The 16426-nt window shown below is 36.3% G+C and carries 19 protein-coding genes; 15 read left to right on the forward strand and 4 right to left on the reverse strand.

The window, feature by feature from the left end; translation table 11 throughout:
- Nucleotides 1-4: 4 nt before the first annotated feature.
- Nucleotides 5-1105, reverse strand: a complete 1101-nt coding sequence (locus tag ACK3CR_RS13445; protein WP_243513307.1) for a mechanosensitive ion channel family protein — start codon at nt 1103-1105, stop codon at nt 5-7.
- Between the two features lie 190 nt (nt 1106-1295).
- Between ACK3CR_RS13445 and ACK3CR_RS13450 the strand changes: the two genes are divergently transcribed.
- From ACK3CR_RS13450 to ACK3CR_RS13470, 5 genes are all read left to right on the forward strand, one after another.
- Nucleotides 1296-2396: a M24 family metallopeptidase gene (locus tag ACK3CR_RS13450; RefSeq protein WP_243513306.1), complete on the forward strand. Its 1101-nt coding sequence runs from the start codon at nt 1296-1298 to the stop codon at nt 2394-2396.
- A 115-nt stretch (nt 2397-2511) separates the two neighbouring features.
- Entirely contained in the window at nt 2512-2736 is a 225-nt protein-coding gene (locus ACK3CR_RS13455; protein WP_243513301.1) for a hypothetical protein, read from the forward strand.
- A 92-nt stretch (nt 2737-2828) separates the two neighbouring features.
- Nucleotides 2829-3179, forward strand: a complete 351-nt coding sequence (locus tag ACK3CR_RS13460) for a polymorphic toxin type 35 domain-containing protein (RefSeq protein ID WP_328123545.1) — start codon at nt 2829-2831, stop codon at nt 3177-3179.
- A gap of 83 nt (nt 3180-3262) precedes the next feature.
- Nucleotides 3263-3703: a hypothetical protein gene (locus tag ACK3CR_RS13465; protein WP_243513297.1), complete on the forward strand. Its 441-nt coding sequence runs from the start codon at nt 3263-3265 to the stop codon at nt 3701-3703.
- A 68-nt stretch (nt 3704-3771) separates the two neighbouring features.
- On the forward strand, nt 3772-3990 hold the full coding sequence (locus ACK3CR_RS13470; protein ID WP_243513295.1) for a hypothetical protein: 219 nt from the start codon (nt 3772-3774) through the stop codon (nt 3988-3990).
- 46 nt (nt 3991-4036) lie between these two features.
- On the opposite strand, the gene ACK3CR_RS13475 is transcribed toward ACK3CR_RS13470, so the two are convergent.
- A complete protein-coding gene (locus ACK3CR_RS13475) occupies nt 4037-4954 on the reverse strand; it encodes an ABC transporter permease (RefSeq protein ID WP_243513294.1) in 918 nt (305 codons plus the stop codon).
- Nucleotides 4951-5862 carry an ABC transporter ATP-binding protein gene (locus ACK3CR_RS13480; RefSeq protein WP_061803758.1) on the reverse strand — a complete coding sequence of 304 codons (912 nt, stop codon included), beginning with the start codon at nt 5860-5862 and terminating at the stop codon, nt 4951-4953. The genes ACK3CR_RS13475 and ACK3CR_RS13480 overlap by 4 nt, the downstream gene beginning before the upstream one ends.
- A gap of 384 nt (nt 5863-6246) precedes the next feature.
- Between ACK3CR_RS13480 and ACK3CR_RS13485 the strand changes: the two genes are divergently transcribed.
- The 4 genes from ACK3CR_RS13485 to ACK3CR_RS13500 all read left to right on the forward strand — a co-directional run bounded on the left by ACK3CR_RS13485 (nt 6247) and on the right by ACK3CR_RS13500 (nt 9421).
- Nucleotides 6247-7563, forward strand: coding sequence for an MATE family efflux transporter (locus ACK3CR_RS13485; RefSeq protein ID WP_488975562.1), 1317 nt, complete (start codon nt 6247-6249; stop codon nt 7561-7563).
- 90 nt (nt 7564-7653) lie between these two features.
- On the forward strand, nt 7654-8139 hold the full coding sequence (locus tag ACK3CR_RS13490; protein WP_243513289.1) for a DinB family protein: 486 nt from the start codon (nt 7654-7656) through the stop codon (nt 8137-8139).
- Between the two features lie 124 nt (nt 8140-8263).
- Nucleotides 8264-8719, forward strand: coding sequence for an NUDIX hydrolase (locus ACK3CR_RS13495; protein WP_019393257.1), 456 nt, complete (start codon nt 8264-8266; stop codon nt 8717-8719).
- Between the two features lie 84 nt (nt 8720-8803).
- Complete coding sequence (locus tag ACK3CR_RS13500; RefSeq protein WP_328123548.1) at nt 8804-9421, forward strand: NUDIX hydrolase; 618 nt, start codon at nt 8804-8806, stop codon at nt 9419-9421.
- Nucleotides 9422-9452: 31 nt separating this feature from the next.
- Here ACK3CR_RS13500 and cls read toward each other — a convergent pair whose 3' ends face one another.
- Nucleotides 9453-10922, reverse strand: coding sequence for a cardiolipin synthase (gene cls, locus ACK3CR_RS13505; RefSeq protein ID WP_243513287.1), 1470 nt, complete (start codon nt 10920-10922; stop codon nt 9453-9455).
- Between the two features lie 184 nt (nt 10923-11106).
- Here cls and ACK3CR_RS13510 point away from each other — a divergent pair, with 184 nt between their 5' ends.
- The 6 genes from ACK3CR_RS13510 to ACK3CR_RS13535 all read left to right on the forward strand — a co-directional run bounded on the left by ACK3CR_RS13510 (nt 11107) and on the right by ACK3CR_RS13535 (nt 16417).
- Nucleotides 11107-11679 (forward strand): LemA family protein, encoded by a 573-nt coding sequence (locus ACK3CR_RS13510; protein WP_243513286.1) that lies wholly within the window; start codon nt 11107-11109, stop codon nt 11677-11679.
- Nucleotides 11676-12437, forward strand: a complete 762-nt coding sequence (locus ACK3CR_RS13515; RefSeq protein WP_243513285.1) for a TPM domain-containing protein — start codon at nt 11676-11678, stop codon at nt 12435-12437. The genes ACK3CR_RS13510 and ACK3CR_RS13515 overlap by 4 nt, the downstream gene beginning before the upstream one ends.
- Nucleotides 12438-12606: 169 nt before the next feature.
- The gene (locus ACK3CR_RS13520; protein WP_488975563.1) at nt 12607-13494 is read left to right on the forward strand and encodes a diacylglycerol/lipid kinase family protein; all 888 of its coding nucleotides are present in this window, start codon (nt 12607-12609) and stop codon (nt 13492-13494) included.
- A gap of 99 nt (nt 13495-13593) precedes the next feature.
- On the forward strand, nt 13594-14892 hold the full coding sequence (locus ACK3CR_RS13525; protein WP_488975564.1) for a nucleotide sugar dehydrogenase: 1299 nt from the start codon (nt 13594-13596) through the stop codon (nt 14890-14892).
- A gap of 96 nt (nt 14893-14988) precedes the next feature.
- Nucleotides 14989-15459 carry a TraR/DksA C4-type zinc finger protein gene (locus ACK3CR_RS13530; RefSeq protein ID WP_328123550.1) on the forward strand — a complete coding sequence of 157 codons (471 nt, stop codon included), beginning with the start codon at nt 14989-14991 and terminating at the stop codon, nt 15457-15459.
- Nucleotides 15460-15574: 115 nt separating this feature from the next.
- Entirely contained in the window at nt 15575-16417 is an 843-nt protein-coding gene (locus ACK3CR_RS13535) for a MurR/RpiR family transcriptional regulator (protein ID WP_243513281.1), read from the forward strand.
- The last annotated feature ends 9 nt before the right edge of the window (nt 16418-16426 follow it).

Raw genomic sequence — 16426 nt, forward strand, 5'->3', positions numbered from 1 at the left:
GCGATTAGCTGTTTGCGCGTTGAAATTGATTTTCAGCAAGTGGATGGTCATTTTGTTGGACAACAAGCGTTTGTGTTGGATATGCAATAGAAACGTCGTACTTTTCTAAGATACCGATTATTTTATAGTTTACATCTTCACGAATGCGAAGATACTCTACATAGGCAGTGTTGCTAGAGAAAAAGTAGACAAGTAAATCAAGGCTAGATTGACTAAAGTCTTCAAAACGAACGATAATGGTTTCTTTATCAACTTCATCATGATTTTCAAGCATACTTTGAATTTCTTCCACACACGCTTTCACGACGTGAAGAGGCGTATTGTATGTCAAACTTAAGGTGAAGGAAATTTGACGTTTTCCCATCTTAGACCAGTTAATAATCGATTCACTTGAAAGGGTCGCGTTTGGTACAGTAACAAGTGCTTGGTCAAATGTTCGTACTTTTGTGCTTCGGAACGTAATATCTTCTACAACCCCTTCAACACTTGGTGTTTTAATCCAGTCTCCCATTGTAAAAGGTTTTTCTGTAATGATAATAATCCCGCCAAAAAGGTTTGCGATCGCATCCTTTGCCGCAAGAGCAAATGCTAATCCTCCAATCCCAAGGCCTGCTACAAATGTACTTACGTTAAAGCCCCACTCTTGTGCAATAATAGAAATTGCCATAACAATAACAAGTGAGCGAATAAGCTTTTGTACAAATGGAATAATAATTCTATCAACTTGAATATCAAATTTTTTAATAAAGGTAGCCATAAAAATAGCAGTTGAGCCTGCTACATTGTAAACTCCCCATCCAATCATCGCGATAAATAATGAACGAAAAAGATGACGATGAAGATCATGCTCTAGCACTGTAAATGGGAAATATTTAAGTGCTAACTGAAGACCAATGATAACAAATAGCCATCTTATTGGCTTTTCAAAGCCTTCTAATATTGTTGTAATAAGATTAATTCGTTTATGACGAGCAAAACCAAGAACAAGTTTGAAAAGGTATGACGTAAATAGTTTGCGAAGTCCTAAAAAGATAACAAAGATCACTACTGCTATTCCAATTCTTTTCCATGTTTCAATATCAATGTTTAAACCTAAGATTTCCAAGCCTTTCCCTCCAAATATATAAATCTCACGCCTAATCATTCTATTAAAATAGTAACAAATGTATATATATGATACCCTTTAATTAGCATGATTATACTTATAATAAAACTTTTTGATAAGATTTAAAAGAGTAAAGAGAAATGCTATCTTAGAAAAGTAAACAAGATGAAATAATTAAGGAGGAAGAATAATGAATGAACGATTAAAAAAAGTAACAACATGGTTAGAGGAAGAAAACATTGATGGAGCTTTTTTTACTTCAACAGAAAATGTATTTTATCTTAGCGGGTTTTATACAGATCCACATGAGCGTCTTTTAGGTTTATTAGCATCAAAAAAAGGAGATGCGATTCTCATCCTTCCTAAAATGGAAGCAACACAAGCGAGAGATGCAGGATGGGAAGATGAAATGCTATCATATGAAGATCATGAAGATCCATGGGAGATTCTTGGTCAAAAAATAAGTGAACTGGGGCTTCAAGGAGCAGAAGAGGTAGCAATTGAAAAAGAAGTTTTAACATACGAAAGAGCTGAAAAACTTAGTGAGATTTTCGAAAAAGCGAGCTTTGTGGATGGATCGAAGAAGATGAACGAACTTCGTCTTATTAAAGAAGAAAAAGAAATTGAGATCTTGAGAAAAGCAGCACAGCTTGCGGACTATGGAGTTGAAGTAGGGGTAAAAGCGTTAAAAGAAGGCGTTACAGAAATGGACGTTGTTGCAACAATTGAATATGAGCTCAAGCGAAAAGGAATTCGTGAAATGTCATTTTCAACGCTTGTACTTTTCGGAGAAAAATCAGGCCAGCCCCACGGTAATCCAGGAAACCGCACTTTGAAGAAGGGCGATTTTGTACTTTTTGATCTTGGTGTTGTGCTTGACGGGTACTGCTCAGATATTACAAGAACAGTTGTTTATCAAAGTGTAAGTGATAAACAAAGAGAAATTTACGATACAGTACTTCGAGCTAACAATGCTTCACTCGAAGAGAGCCGTCCAGGAACAAGAATTGGTGATCTTGATATTGTAGCACGAGATACAATTGAGAGAGCAGGTTATGGGGAGTACTTTACGCATCGCATTGGGCATGGACTAGGAATTAGCGTTCATGAGTTTCCATCAATGAGTAAAAATAATGACGGAGCGTTAAAAGAAGGAATGGTTTATACAATTGAACCTGGTATCTATCTCTCAGATCTTGGAGGAGTTCGAATTGAAGATGATGTATTAGTTACAAAAGATGGATATGAAACACTCACAAAATTTCCAAAAGAGCTTCTCGTTATTTCTTAATAAATTGTGAACAAGTGGTGACACTAATAAGAAAAGGTATTTTTTAAAACGCTATTTTCTTGTTTTCACTCCTCAATATATGGTCTAATTTGGAGGAGGGAAGGAGCTACAAAAAATGAATGAACCTAATGAAAATGAAGATGAATACAGAAAAGGAAAGCGAATATTTTGGCTAATTTGGATTGTTCCAATTATAGGAGCACTTGTTGTGGCGGCTGTGGCCTTTTTAATGCAGCCAACGCCAAATGAAAAGCCTCGTGATATTGGACCACCAGCGCCAAAAGTTCCTCATGAACAGTCAACAAGCTATATAGTAGATATGGATCACTTTCATATTTAAAAAAGAAGCACAAAAAGTGCTTCTTTTTTTATGGAGATTTGTCATTATAACAGAAAGTTTGCAATAAGCTAGTATTAAACGTTAGCGAGGTGTTGCCCGTTGGTTTAGCTCCGTTTTCACCCGTATATTCTACCTCTCTGTTAGTGGATCATTTGTTAGTTCATCTGCAAGCAATGAATGAAAATCAAATTCACCATGTTATTTATGGGAGTAGGCGAAGCAATCACTATTGGGAGCGTCTTGTACCAAATCGAAATTGGGACGAGATTGATAAAATCATTAGACTTGTAATTCAAACAGGACAAGATCAAAAATATAAAAAAATTTTTAAGCGTACAAAGAGGATTGAGGGAGAACCTGTTGAAGTTGTTTATTTACAATTAAAAGACGGATCCTACAAACTTTCAAACGCATGGATAAACTTCGAAGGAAAAACGTTATAGCATGCTGAGAAAGTGGTGCGTCGTGTACTGCTTTTTTTATATTTTATTTATAAAATTATTTGTGAAAAGAAAGGAAGAAAAAAATGAAAAAATTTCAGTATTTGCAAAGCTATGTTCATAAGAAACCTTTAACATCTTTTCCTGCCGCTCTTCACGTTTTCTTTCCTGCTTCTTCTCAAGAAATCAAACAATGTGAGCAGTATTTTACGGGAGGATTACCAAAAGAGCTTGCCGTTTTTTATAAAGAAGTAGGGTTTGGATTTGTGTATCCTGAAGCGTCGCAGCGGTTGTTTAATCGAATTATCAGTCCTTCAGAATTAATGGAGCTATCTTCTAGAGAAGCGAAAATGCTACCATTTTTAGAAGTAAAAGAAGATATTTATATGTTCATAGATCATACAGGCTCTATTTATTGGCAACATGAACGAATTGCAACAGATATTAGAGATTTGTTAGCTAAAATGGAGCAGCGGTTAACATTTTTCTTAAGAGGTTCATCTTTTACATTATCTTTACTTGCTTAAATTTCAGAAAATTGAAACTTATAGCCTCTCTTTTCGTATTACTGTAATAAGGAAAGAGAGGGAAAAAGATGAATTTTTTTGTAATAGGAGCCATTATTTTATTATTTATGGCAGGTATTATTCTTTTACTTGTAAATATGAGTAATGATGAAAAGAAAAAAGATAGAAAGAAAAGAAGCCAAGTGTCAAGCGATGCTGGCCATACGAGCAGTTTTAGCTTTTTTTCAAGTGATTCAAGTTCGTGTGATAGTGGCGGAAGTGATGGCGGTGGAGGAGGATGTGATTAAAGATTTAAAAGAGGTGGATGCGTACGCATCCACCTCTTTTTTGATATTAACCATTTGTGATGTCCCGTTTTGAGAAGACAAAATAGGCAGCAAATAAAAAGACAGCAATGTGAACAATTTGGACAATAAACGTAAATGATACGTCTTCAGCTCCAACAAGGGAAGTATTTGCAAAGAATAAATATTTTGCCCAGTCAAATTTTGACTGAAGGAAGAAATCAATTGCGTTACTTGAGAGCATAAGGAAAATAGAAATTCCAACTGCAATGGCGTTTGCTTTAAAAACAGTTGCAAGCGCAAATGCTAAAATAGCGACAAGCATAATGTTCATAATTCCATAAAGATAAGACAAAAAGAAATCTCCATCAATAGCAACTTCTTTAATTCCACTTGCAGAACTCATATCAAGAATTGTAGCGCTTGTTTCAAATCCAAACAAGATGATTCCGATAAGGAAACAAGAAGCAAGCAATACAGCAAGAAAGACAAGAGAAGTTAAGAAAATAGCAATAAGTTTTGATGTTAAAATTTTGTAGCGTTTAAACGGACGGATCATAAGAAGTTTAATACTTCCAAAAGAGAATTCACTTGAAACTGTTGTTGCTGCGATCACAACCATAAATAGAGCAACAAAGGAGATTAAAAAGGTAGAGTCATTTAAAAACTCAGGAAGTGTATATCCATAAGGATTAACATTGTTATCAAGTGCAAGCTGATTTGTCGCAATATTTTCTTGAGCCATTTGCTTTTCTGCATCTGAAGCTTTTGAATCACTTAATGTTTTTTGATCATCTTTGATTTCATCTTGCACTGTCTGCTTCCAGTCATCTCCTGCAAGGAAGTTAGTTGTTTGCTGACTAATGATGGCAATTCCAATTGCCGCAACTACGGTTAAAATCAGCATTACGAGCGTCCCGCGACGTCTAAAGATTTTCATCCATTCATTTTGTACTAAACTCATCATTTTTGGTCGCCTCCTGTCATTTCAAAGAATGAATCTTCAAGTGTTTTGCGAACAGGATTAAAGCGATAAAGCGTAAATCCATTGTCAAAAAGTTCTTTCATAAGAGGAGAAGCTTCAAGCTTTGTAATTGAAACTTGGACAAGATCTTCTTTTTGCTCCGCTTTTAGTCCTTTTTCCGTTAAGAAAGCGACAACGTTTTCTGCTTGATCACACTGCAATTCATAAATAGAAGAAGTATCATCAGTACTGTTTTGATTCACATCTTGCACGCGAACAAGTTTCCCTTTACTAATAACAACAATACGATCACACATTTGTTCAATCTCAGCAAGTAAATGTGAAGAAACTAACACAGATAGTCCTCTTTCATGAGAAAGCTTCTTTAAAAGAAGACGGAACTCACGAATACCAGCAGGATCAAGACCATTTGTTGGCTCATCCAAAATTAAAAACTTAGGATTATGTAGGAGAGCTTGAGCTAAACCTAGTCGCTGACGCATGCCGAGTGAATATGTTTTTACCTTTTTATCAAGGTAAGAATCAATTTCTAGCCATTCTGCAACTTCTTTCATTCGTTCCTTTGTAACATTTTTATGCATACGAGCAAAATGGAGAAGGTTCTGACGTCCTGTTAAATAAGGATAGAACTCCGGATTCTCAACAATTGCTCCAACTCCCTCAAGCGTTTTTTCAAATTCCTGCTTGATGCTGTGGCCGTTAATTAAAACATCCCCGCTATTCATTGAAATAAGGCCAACCATCATCCTGATCGTTGTTGTTTTACCTGCGCCGTTTGGACCAACAAGTCCAATAATCTCGCCTTTTCGAATTGAAAAAGAAAGATTATCAATAATGGTGTTCTTACCAATTACTTTCTGAAGTTCACGAACTTCAACCATGTTTTCCATTCTATTTCCTCCTTTGATAGATTGTGAGTTTCTTTCACAATATAGTAGTACGAAGAAGGAAGAAGTTGGTTTCGTTAAAAGTTCATTTTTAAATAAATTATTTACTTTCTTTTGAAAATCCATTATCCTTAGTAAGGATAAATCGTAATCATTACGCATTATAGGGGTGCCATGAAGAAAATTAAAGGGTTGTTTTTATCTTTAACTGCTTTTTCTATTTTAGAATTTTTAAAAGAATAATATGGAATCCCTTATTTGTTTCTTTCGCATAATCTAACTTCTGTGTAGGGGGGAGCGACAAAAATAGATTAATGAAAGAAGGAGCTAGTGTTGATACATGTTAGCCAGAACATTTGCTTTTTAAAAGAGTAAGGAAGTGAAACTATGAGACATAAAGAATATCTTAGCTTAGCTATTCCGCTTATGCTGTCAACAATGACAACTCCCGTTCTCGGTGCCGTTGACACAGCAGTTGTTGGACACGTAAGCGGAGCTACATATATTGGAGCAGTTGCTATTGGTAGTTTAATTTTCAGCACGATTTATTGGCTGTTTGGTTTTTTAAGAGTAAGTACGTCGGGATTTTCAGCCCAAGCAGTAGGGAAGGGAGCAAAAGAAGAACTTCTTCATGCTTTAACACGGCCGATGTTTCTTGCTCTACTTGTTGGCGTTTCTTTTATTTTATTGCAGTGGCCGATCGGCAAGATAGCATTAATGGTTATCAAACCAAGTCAGGAAGTTCAGGAACTTGCAGTAAACTATTTTTATATCCGCATATGGGGAGCACCATTTGCACTTATAACATATGTCATATTAGGCTTTTTAATAGGCACTGGGCGGGTAAAAGCGTCTCTTTTTCTTCAAATTGGAATGAATGTTGTAAATATCGCTCTAGACTTTTTATTTGTGCAAGGATTTGGGTGGGCAGTCAAGGGCGTTGCTTTTGCAACCCTCATTGCTGAAGTTTCGGGAGCTGTCGTGGGAATAATTATCATTGCTCAAACATTTAACCTTTCTTTAAAAAAATGGTCATTTGGGAGCACTGCTGATTTTTCCTCTTTAAAAAAAATGCTTGAAGTCAACCGTGATCTTTTTATTAGAACGTTTTGTTTAATTGTTATGTACAATCTATTTACAGCAAAAGGAGCGGATTTTGGTACAGAAATACTAGCAGCAAACGCCATTCTTCTTCAAATTCAATTTATTATGGCTTATTGTTTAGATGGTTTTGCTAATGCTACAAGTATTGTTATAGGAAGAGCTGTTGGAGGTAATAACGAATCTTTGTATAACAAAGGTCTTTCGCTTACAATATATTGGGGCCTCATTGTTGTTTGTTTCTTAAGTTTGTGCTACTTCTTTATAGACAGCGCTTTGTTCTCGTTATTTACAAACGACATGAGCACAATTGAAGCCGCTAAAGAGTATAGTTTCTGGCTCACTCTATTTCCTTTTGCTACAGGTGCTGGTTTGCTTTTTTACGGTGTTTTCACAGGAGCAACAAGAGCAAAACCAATTCGAGATTCTACTATTTTTGCACTCTTTTTCTTTTTAGCTTCATATTTTTTGCTTCCCCCGTTTTATGGAAATCACGGGTTGTGGATTGCCTTTTTAGTATTTAACGCTGGTCGTTCTTTATTTTTGGTTGCTTCTTTGCCAAATCTGAAAAAACAGGTACTGACCAAAGGGATGTCTGTTTAAATATATTTGCTCTATTTTAGTAGAGTTTCAGACGTTATTGCTTTATATTTCCTAATTGAAAAGTGTAAGATAGGAATGGGAGGCGATATTATGGAAAAAGGTTTAATAAGTCAATTTCAATTTTTACGTTCAGGGACAATTCGTTTACTAGAGACAACGTCAGAGGAAAAGGCTGACGTTATTCCAGAAGGATTCAGCAACTCTATTCACTGGAACTTAGGACATATTGCCGTTATTCAAGAACGCGTGCTATATGGATTAGGATTACGACAAAAACCAGAGCTTTCAGAAGAATTTATTTCTCATTTTGATATGGGAACAGACCCAAAAGAAGACGGATGGGAAAAAACAGCTCCATCACTACAAGAAGTCAAGAAAGAATTGACTCGTCAGCTTGAACAATTTCCTCAAACATTTGCAGGGAAATTTGATGAGGAGCTTGTTGAACCATTCAAACTTGGAAGCGTGGAAATGAAAACAATTGGAGAGCTTTTTTCTTTCAGCCTTTGGCACGAAACTCTTCATGATGGTGTAATTAAAGGATTGAATTATGCTTTAAAAGGGCAAAATAAATAAGGAGAAGGCCGTTCATCGGACGGCCTTTTTCTTATTTAGAAGAAAATAAATATAAAGCAGTACACAACAGGGATGAAATCTATGTTAAGATTAGGAAAAATCGCTGTTATGAGGAAGGATTGTTATGGAAAGATACGTTGAGCAGATGAGAAAGAAAATAGGGGCGTCTTCTCTTTTTGTCCCAAGTGCCATGATTATCGTTGTGAATGAGGAAAATAAAGTACTTTTATTACATAGGAAAGATACAGAAACATGGGGATTGCCGAGTGGAGCTATGGAGCTTGGAGAAACATTTGAAGAAGCAGCCGCAAGACAGCTCAAAGAAGAAACAGGGTTAACAGCTCATAAACTTCAATTTATGGATATTCTTTCAGGGGAAGACTACTATTTTAAATATCCTAACGGTGATGAAGTGTATAATATCATTTCCGTTTTTTTAGCTATTGACCCATATGGAAGCTTGCAGTGTAACTTTAAGGAAGCAAAGAAACTTTCTTTCTTTTCTCAAGATAATTTACCGCCGCTTGAGAAGAGAACGAGTAAAGTGTTGCTAAAAGTAGGTGCAACAATACTAGAATAAATAGAGAAACATGCCTTTTCATCTTTGCATACTATAAAAGACGAGCGTCTTTTTGCTCGAAAACTAGATAAAGGGTGAGAGACCGTGAGTGAAAACTGGTTAGCATGGGTACAACAAATGCAGGGAATTGCGCAAGCGGGATTAGCATACTCAAAAGATAAGTATGATATTGAACGTTTCGAACAACTTAGAGAACTAAGCAAAGAAATTTTGCTTCAGTATACAAAAGTAGATGCTAATACATTAGACATCCTATTGGCGGGGGAAGTAGGATATCCAACTCCAAAAGTGGCGGTAAGAGCAGTTGTGTTTCAGGAAAATAAAATCTTAATGGTGCAAGAAGAACAAGACGGGCTATGGTCTCTTCCTGGAGGATGGGCAGATGTTGGATTAAGTCCGCGTGAAGTGGTTGTAAAAGAAGTGAAAGAAGAAGCAGGGATTGAGGTAGAGCCTGTACGTCTTCTTGCCGTTTTTGATCAGCATCACCACGATCACCCGCCATCATTTTTCCACATTTACAATCTCTATCTTCTTTGTGAAGTAAAAGGCGGAGAGCTTAAAGCAGGGATGGAAACACTTGATGTTCAATATTGTGAGCAAGAAAATTTGCCACCGCTTTCTGTCAAACGTGTGACAAAGGCCCAAATCGACACCTTTTTCCGGTTTCTTGAAAATCCTAATATGGAGACGATTGTTGATTAAAAAAGAGACAAAGCCTAGCTTTGTCTCTTTTTTATAATATAGGTGATAATAAGCGCGAAATCGATTCTTTAAAGCGGATATAGTAGGAACGCTGATCATAAATCTCACGAGTCAATTTCTTTGATTTTAGCATGTCATCTTCAAAGATTGCGGCAAGCTTCATAGCCGTTTTGTAATGATAAAGAAAAGCGTTTACTTCAAAGTTTAGACGAAAGCTTCTTACATCAATATTGGCAGTACCAACTGAAGCAATCTCATCATCAATAACAATAGTTTTTGCATGAAGAAAGCCATTTTCATAAATATAAACGTCTGCTCCTGCTTTTAAAAGCTCTCCAATATACGAATATGTTGCCCAATATACAAAAGGGTGATCAGGTTTGTCTGGAATCATAATTTTTACTTTCACACCTGAAAGAGCTGCAATTCGAAGTGCATCAAGTAAGCTATCATCAGGAATAAAGTAAGGAGTTTGAATATAAATATAGCGCTCTGCTGACAAAATCAGTTTAATATAGCCGTTTTTTATTTGTTCCCATTGAGAATCAGGACCGCTTGAAACAATTTGAACACCAACGTCTCCTCTTGGAGAAGCTGGAGGATAATAATGTCCCTTAAAAGAAATATCGTGTTTTGAAGCTTGATTCCAATCTAAAATAAAGCGGCTTTGAATATGGTGAACAGCTTCACCTTTGACACGTAAATGCGTATCTCTCCAATATCCAAACTTTTCATTTAACCCCAAATATTCATCTCCAACGTTGAATCCACCAATATATCCAATGCTTCCATCAATAATAACAAGCTTTCGGTGATTGCGGTAATTTAAGCGGAGGTTAACGAGTGGAAAGCGAGCCGGGAAAAATGCTTCAACTTCTCCCCCTGCTGCTCGAATGCTTTTGACAAGCTTCCGACTGAGTCCTCTAGAACCCATATCATCGTAAAGAAGCCTTATTTTAACGCCCTCTTTCGCTTTTTTAATAAGCAAATTCCCAAGTTTAGTTCCAAGCTCGTCTGATCTCAAAATGTAGTACAGCATATGAATATGATGTTTCGCGTTTTCAAGATCTTGAAAAAGAGAGTCAAATTTCTCCCTTCCGTCAATAAAAAGATCAACTTCATTATCCTGAGTGAAAATAGCTCGATCGTTATTTAAAAGCATAGCAATTAAATGCTGATGCTTTTTATTGATGGGATTATGGAAATCAAACATATGTGATTGAAGAAGTTCGCGCTGATTTGCAACGATTTTCTTAATATATTCCTTACTTTTTTTATCCCAAGTAAAAATCTTTCTTTTGCTTAAATTTTGACCAAATATTAAATATAAAATAAATCCAACAATTGGGATAAACCCTAATATCATAACCCATGCCCATGTTGCTGTAATGTTGCGTCGTTCTAAAAAGACAATTGCCATTGCAAGCAAAATATTTAGAACAAGCAGCACTGTTGGGACATAAGGAGGCATGATCCCGGCAAAGAAATCGTTTACTTCCATAGAATGCTCCTTTAGTTTGCTGTTGTAGTAGGTTTAGTTGATCTTTATCTTTTTAACCGCTACTTCTGTTCAATTATAGAAAAAAAGCGTTAGAAAGAAAAGAAATAGCTATTTTAACAACGTATGAAATAAAAAATGTTTTTCGTTCATACTATAACTAAGATCAAAAAAAGAGGTGAATAACGTGAAAAAATGGGGGATTTGGGTTGTCCTTGGCGTCATTGTACTGCTTGCAATCTTTTCGTTTAGTTCATATAACGGACTTGTCACACAGGAACAAAAAGTAGATACGTCATGGGCACAGGTAGAAAATCAGCTAAAACGTCGCTCAGATTTAATTCCTAATCTAGTTGAAACTGTAAAAGGATATGCAAGTCAAGAAAAAGAAGTCATTCAATCTGTAACAGATGCTCGCGCCCAGCTTGCGGGAGCAAATACTCCAAAGGAATATGCAAACGCAGATGAGAACTTGAACGGAGCTTTGAATCGTCTTCTCGTTGTTGTTGAAAATTATCCAAATCTTAAATCAAACGAGAATTTTAGGAGTTTAATGGATACGCTTGAAGGAACAGAAAATCGTTTAGCTGTTGCTCGCCGTGATTACAACGAAAGTGTCGAAACATACAACTTAAAAGTTCGACGTTTCCCAGGAAACATTATGGCTAATATTTTTGGATTTTCAAAAAAATCGTATTATGAAGTAAGTGAGAAAGATCAAGAAAATCCTCAAGTAGACTTTGGGAGTGGAAGCGAATGAGCCTCTCCCGTTTTTTTATGTTTCTCTGTTTTTTTACTTTATTTCTTGCCCCTTTTTCAGCAAGTGCTAATGCTCCAACACCAGTTGGCGATATTTATGTTCAGGATTTTGCAAGGCTTCTAACAAAAGAAGAAGCCGAGGAATTGAAGCAAATGGGGAGAAGTCTTCAACAAAAAACAAAAGCTCAAATTGCGGTACTAACGGTCTCCTCAACAGAGGAAAAGACAATTGAAGAGTACGGAATTGAAGCATTTAGACAGTATAAGCTAGGGGACAAGAAGCTTAACAATGGCATTCTTCTTCTTGTTGTAAAAGGGAGTGAACAAAGAGAAGTTCGTATTGAGGTTGGATATGGTCTTGAGGGAGCAATACCTGATTCTAAAGCAGGAGCTATTTTGGATGAATTTACTCTTCCTTATTTTAAACAAGGGAAGTATGGAAAAGGAATTGTTGAAACATATCGCGTTCTTTATGCGGAAACAGCTAAAGAATACGGAGTGGAAACAAAATGGGAAGGAAAAACAGCCACACCAGCTGAAAAGGAAGCTTCTTCAGGACAAGAAATGAATCCGTTTGTTGTAATTATTATCGGTATTATCTTAATTATTCTTATTGTGATTGATGTAAAGTTTTTTGGTGGCTTTCTTACAAATTTATTGCTTCAGCTTCTCTTTCTTTTTCGAGGAGGTGGAGGTGGAGGTAATATCGGCGGCGGTGGTGGAAGCGCTGGTGGTGGGGGAGCAAGCCGGAAATGGTAGAAAATAAAAGTGAGAGAAACTCTTTCATTTGAACGATAAGTTCTTTGTGAGCGTTTCTCTAAAACTCATGTGAAAAAGGCCAAGCCAAGCAATACAGGGAGGATGGTGTACAATTTTTTGAAAAAGGGAATAAACAAAGATAAAGTACTATGAATGGGGGAAGATGAAGATGAGGTCAGCAGCACTAATTTTAAATCCTAATGCAGGAAATGGAAAAATAAAAAAAGAGTTACAACATATAAAAGAAATCATAGAAAGCACGTATGCTCCACTTTCTGTTTATGAAACAAAACGAGAAGGAGATGGCGCTCGTTTAGTAAAAGAGCTTGAAAGCAAAGTTGATTTAATTATTGGAGCAGGGGGGGATGGAACGATTCACGAGCTTATTAATGCTATGTGTAAGCTAGAAACAAGACCTTTATTTGCAGTGCTTCCAGGTGGAACATGTAACGATTTTTCACGAGGTATTGGAATGGATCAAAATATTATCAAAGCGGCACAGCAAATTGCAACAGGAAGAGTTGAAAAAGTAGACATTGGGAAGAGTGAACATCAATACTTTTCAAACTTTTGGGGAATTGGGCTCATTAATGAAGTATCTGAAAACATTGAGGAAGATTCAAAAGCTCGTTTTGGTAAACTCTCTTATTATATGAGTACAGCTAAAACAATTACGAATATTGAACCTTTCTATGTAGAAATAGAAGGGGATAAAGAGGAGTTTAAAGGAGAGGCTGTTATGGTTGTAATAGGAAACGGGGCTTTTACAGGAGGGCTAAGACCTTTTTTTCCGAAAAACCATCTTCAAGATTCTTGTTTGGACGTGCTTGTTGTGACGGAATCTAACGTCCAGACGTTTTGGAAGCTTTTTCTCTCAAATTTTTCAGATGAGAAAGTTATTCAAGAGGAAAGTATTCTTAAATTTCAAGCTAAGCATGTTAAAGTAACTACATCATCAGCACAAAAAATTGACTGTGATGGCGAGCGCAAATATTATACTCCGGATTCTATTATCGTTCTACCACGATTTCTAGAAGTGATTGTAGGAAATCTCTAAAATAAAAGAATTAATATTTTATAACTGGTGTGGTGTCCATGCCAACTTCTTTCATTATGCATACCTTATAAAAGGAATAGAGCAAAGGCGGGTTTTTATATGTATAATGATAAGAAGAAAATAGCTGTAGTAGGGTTAGGATTTGTTGGATTGCCTCTATCTATGTTGCTATTATCAAAAGGATTTACGGTTGTTGGAATTGACTTAGATGAAAATAAAATTCGCTCTTTAAACAATGGGAAAAGCTATATTTCAGATATTAGTGACAAGAGTGTAGAAGAAAGTATGAAATCAAAACGATTTTCTGTTTCTTCTAGCTATAAAAATGTAGAGGAAGCAGATGCAATCATTATCTGTGTTCCAACTCCTCTTAAGGAAGAATATGCTCCAAATCTTGTTTATATCGAGAAAGCTGCAGAGGCGTTGAAAGCTCATCTTCAAAAAGGTCAGCTTGTTGTTCTCGAGAGTTCTACGTTTCCAGGAACAACAAGAGAGATTCTTCAACCTCTTTTAGAAGAAAGTGGGCTTGAAGCAGGGAAAGACTTTCATTTAGCATATTCTCCAGAACGCGTTGACCCTGGGAATGTTCAATTTTCGCTTGGAGATATTCCGAAAGTAATTGGAGGCATTACTTCAGATTGTCAGGAAGTTGCTTGTGATTTATATTCAAAGATTTATCAAACGGTGGTCCCTGTTTCCTCGCCTGAAATTGCCGAGCTTACAAAGCTTTTAGAAAACACGTATCGATTTATCAACATTTCTTTTATTAATGAAATGGCGATGCTTTGTGACCAAATTAACATTGATGTATGGGAAGTGATTGCAGCTGCAAGCACAAAGCCATATGGATTCGCGCCTTTTTATCCAGGCCCAGGTATTAGTGGCCACTGCATTCCCGTAGATCCTCTCTATTTGCAATTTAAAGCAAAAGAAAAAGGAATTACTAGCAATTTCATTGAGTTGTCAACTTTTACAAATGAAAAAATTGTTCAGTATATTGTTGAAAGAACATTAGAAATAGTAGGCAAAGCACCTGGAGAAACAAGCGTTTTACTCTATGGATTAACGTATAAAAGAGATGTGCCAGATGTGCGAGATTCAAAAGCTGTAGAAGTGATGGAATATCTTCTTGAAAAAGGGGTTAATGTAACTTATCATGATCCACACTTTGAACGTATTATGATCAATGGAGAAGTTCATCATAGTGTCTCGTTACTTGACAAAGAGTTAAGCGAAAGCGACTGTGTGGTAATTTTAACAGATCATAGCGTGCTTCCAAAAGAGCAGATTTTAGAAAAAGCAAACCTTATTTTTGACACGCGCGGAGTGCTCCAAGACGCAAAAGGAAAAGCTAAAGTAGTTGAGCTTGGTGGCGGAACAGCTTTCTTTAAGAAGTAAGGGGAAAAAGCTATCTGTTTTTGAGATAGCTTTTTTATATGTTTAAACAATAGGAAAGGGGGAATGAAAATAGTAAAGGAAAAAGGAGAGAAGAAAATGGCTTTAACCAAAGAACAAGAAACGCATTTAAAAGAAATGCTTTTAAATATGAAAAAATATAAAACAGAGCGAGTAGAAGAAACGCTAAAAGAAGGTTTACAAGAATCAACAGGTGAATTAACGAACGGAGTTGACAATCATCTAGCAGACATTGCGACAGAGCAATACGAGCGTGAACGAGATGAGACGATTCGGGAAGTTGATGAACGCTTAATTCAACAAGTAGATGAAGCATTACAGCGTATGGAAGATGGAACATACGGTATTTGTGTAGATACTGGCGAAGAAATTCCATATGAACGCTTAAAAGCTAATCCTTATGCAAAACGAACAGCTAAAGCACAGGAGAAGTTTGAAAAAGGACAGCCTTCTCCAAATGCAGACCGAGCGACACAGCCAAGTCGACACATTGATGAAGAAAAGACTTTAACCGTTGACTCATTAAAAAAAGAACAGGATGCGTTCTAGTACAATCACAAGAGGTGATTGTGCTTTTTATATGGAAAAGAAAGATTGTATTCCATTTTTTTAGACCGTAAAATAAAGAAAATAGATTTACTTTACAAAAAGTGAGGGATTGTCAGTGAGCTTATTGCAACAAATCAAAGAAGGTAAAAAAGGGTTTACAAAGTCAGAAGAAAAGATTGCTGGGTATATTTTAAATAATGTTGAAGAAATTCCAACTTTAACAACAAAAGAGCTTTCTATTCGTTGTAAGGTAAGTGAAGCTAGCATTGTTCGCTTTTGTAGGAAAATAGGGCTTAAAAGTTATAAAACATTTAAGATGTCTTTGGTACGTGAACTCAGTGGAAACGATTATATTAACGAAGTTTCGAGAATTCATAAGGATGATCTTCCGTTGCAGCTTTTTATGAAAGTAACGAATGCTAGTCGAAAAGCGCTTGATATGGCGGAAAGTTCTCTTGATGGAAAGGTATTTGAACGTGTCATTGAGAAATGTTTAGGAGCAAATCGAATCTTTTTTTTCGGTGTTGGTGGATCTGCTGTAAGTGCTATGGATGCTACATATAAATTTTCAAAGCTTGGCTATCCTTCGTTAGTTTCATACGACTTTCATATGGCTATCAATTTAATGACAAGCATGGAGAAAAAAGATCTTTTTGTCGGAATCTCAACATCTGGAAAAACAAAAGAGGTCGTCGAACTAGCTCGACTAGCTAAGAAACGAGGGATATGTGTCGTAGCTATTACAAAGCTTGAAAAAACGCCGCTTTATAAAACAGCTGATTTTCCCCTTTGTATTCCAGATGTTGAACAAGATTACCGAATTGGGAGCATTGCTTCTAGAACTTCCCAGCTTAACATTGTGGATGCCCTATATATTAATGTCTTTAATCGTCTTAGCGATGATATTCTTCAAAAGTTTCATGAAACAAGAGAAGCCGTCATAAATTTAAGAAGGTAGCAATATGTT

Source organism: Priestia sp. TRM10 (assembly GCF_057808375.1).

Excerpts from the sequence above, each read along its gene's own strand:
- ACK3CR_RS13490 (WP_243513289.1), top strand. The coding sequence starts at position 7,654 with ATGGAAAAAGGTTTAATAAGTCAATTTCAATTTTTACGTTCAGGGACA.
- ACK3CR_RS13450 (WP_243513306.1), top strand. The coding sequence starts at position 1,296 with ATGAATGAACGATTAAAAAAAGTAACAACATGGTTAGAGGAAGAAAAC.
- ACK3CR_RS13470 (WP_243513295.1), top strand. The coding sequence starts at position 3,772 with ATGAATTTTTTTGTAATAGGAGCCATTATTTTATTATTTATGGCAGGT.
- cls (WP_243513287.1), bottom strand. The coding sequence starts at position 10,922 with ATGGAAGTAAACGATTTCTTTGCCGGGATCATGCCTCCTTATGTCCCA.
- ACK3CR_RS13455 (WP_243513301.1), top strand. The coding sequence starts at position 2,512 with ATGAATGAACCTAATGAAAATGAAGATGAATACAGAAAAGGAAAGCGA.
- ACK3CR_RS13480 (WP_061803758.1), bottom strand. The coding sequence starts at position 5,862 with ATGGAAAACATGGTTGAAGTTCGTGAACTTCAGAAAGTAATTGGTAAG.
- ACK3CR_RS13465 (WP_243513297.1), top strand. The coding sequence starts at position 3,263 with ATGAAAAAATTTCAGTATTTGCAAAGCTATGTTCATAAGAAACCTTTA.
- ACK3CR_RS13525 (WP_488975564.1), top strand. The coding sequence starts at position 13,594 with ATGTATAATGATAAGAAGAAAATAGCTGTAGTAGGGTTAGGATTTGTT.
- ACK3CR_RS13475 (WP_243513294.1), bottom strand. The coding sequence starts at position 4,954 with ATGATGAGTTTAGTACAAAATGAATGGATGAAAATCTTTAGACGTCGC.
- ACK3CR_RS13520 (WP_488975563.1), top strand. The coding sequence starts at position 12,607 with ATGAGGTCAGCAGCACTAATTTTAAATCCTAATGCAGGAAATGGAAAA.
- ACK3CR_RS13495 (WP_019393257.1), top strand. The coding sequence starts at position 8,264 with ATGGAAAGATACGTTGAGCAGATGAGAAAGAAAATAGGGGCGTCTTCT.
- ACK3CR_RS13515 (WP_243513285.1), top strand. The coding sequence starts at position 11,676 with ATGAGCCTCTCCCGTTTTTTTATGTTTCTCTGTTTTTTTACTTTATTT.
- ACK3CR_RS13485 (WP_488975562.1), top strand. The coding sequence starts at position 6,247 with ATGAGACATAAAGAATATCTTAGCTTAGCTATTCCGCTTATGCTGTCA.
- ACK3CR_RS13530 (WP_328123550.1), top strand. The coding sequence starts at position 14,989 with ATGGCTTTAACCAAAGAACAAGAAACGCATTTAAAAGAAATGCTTTTA.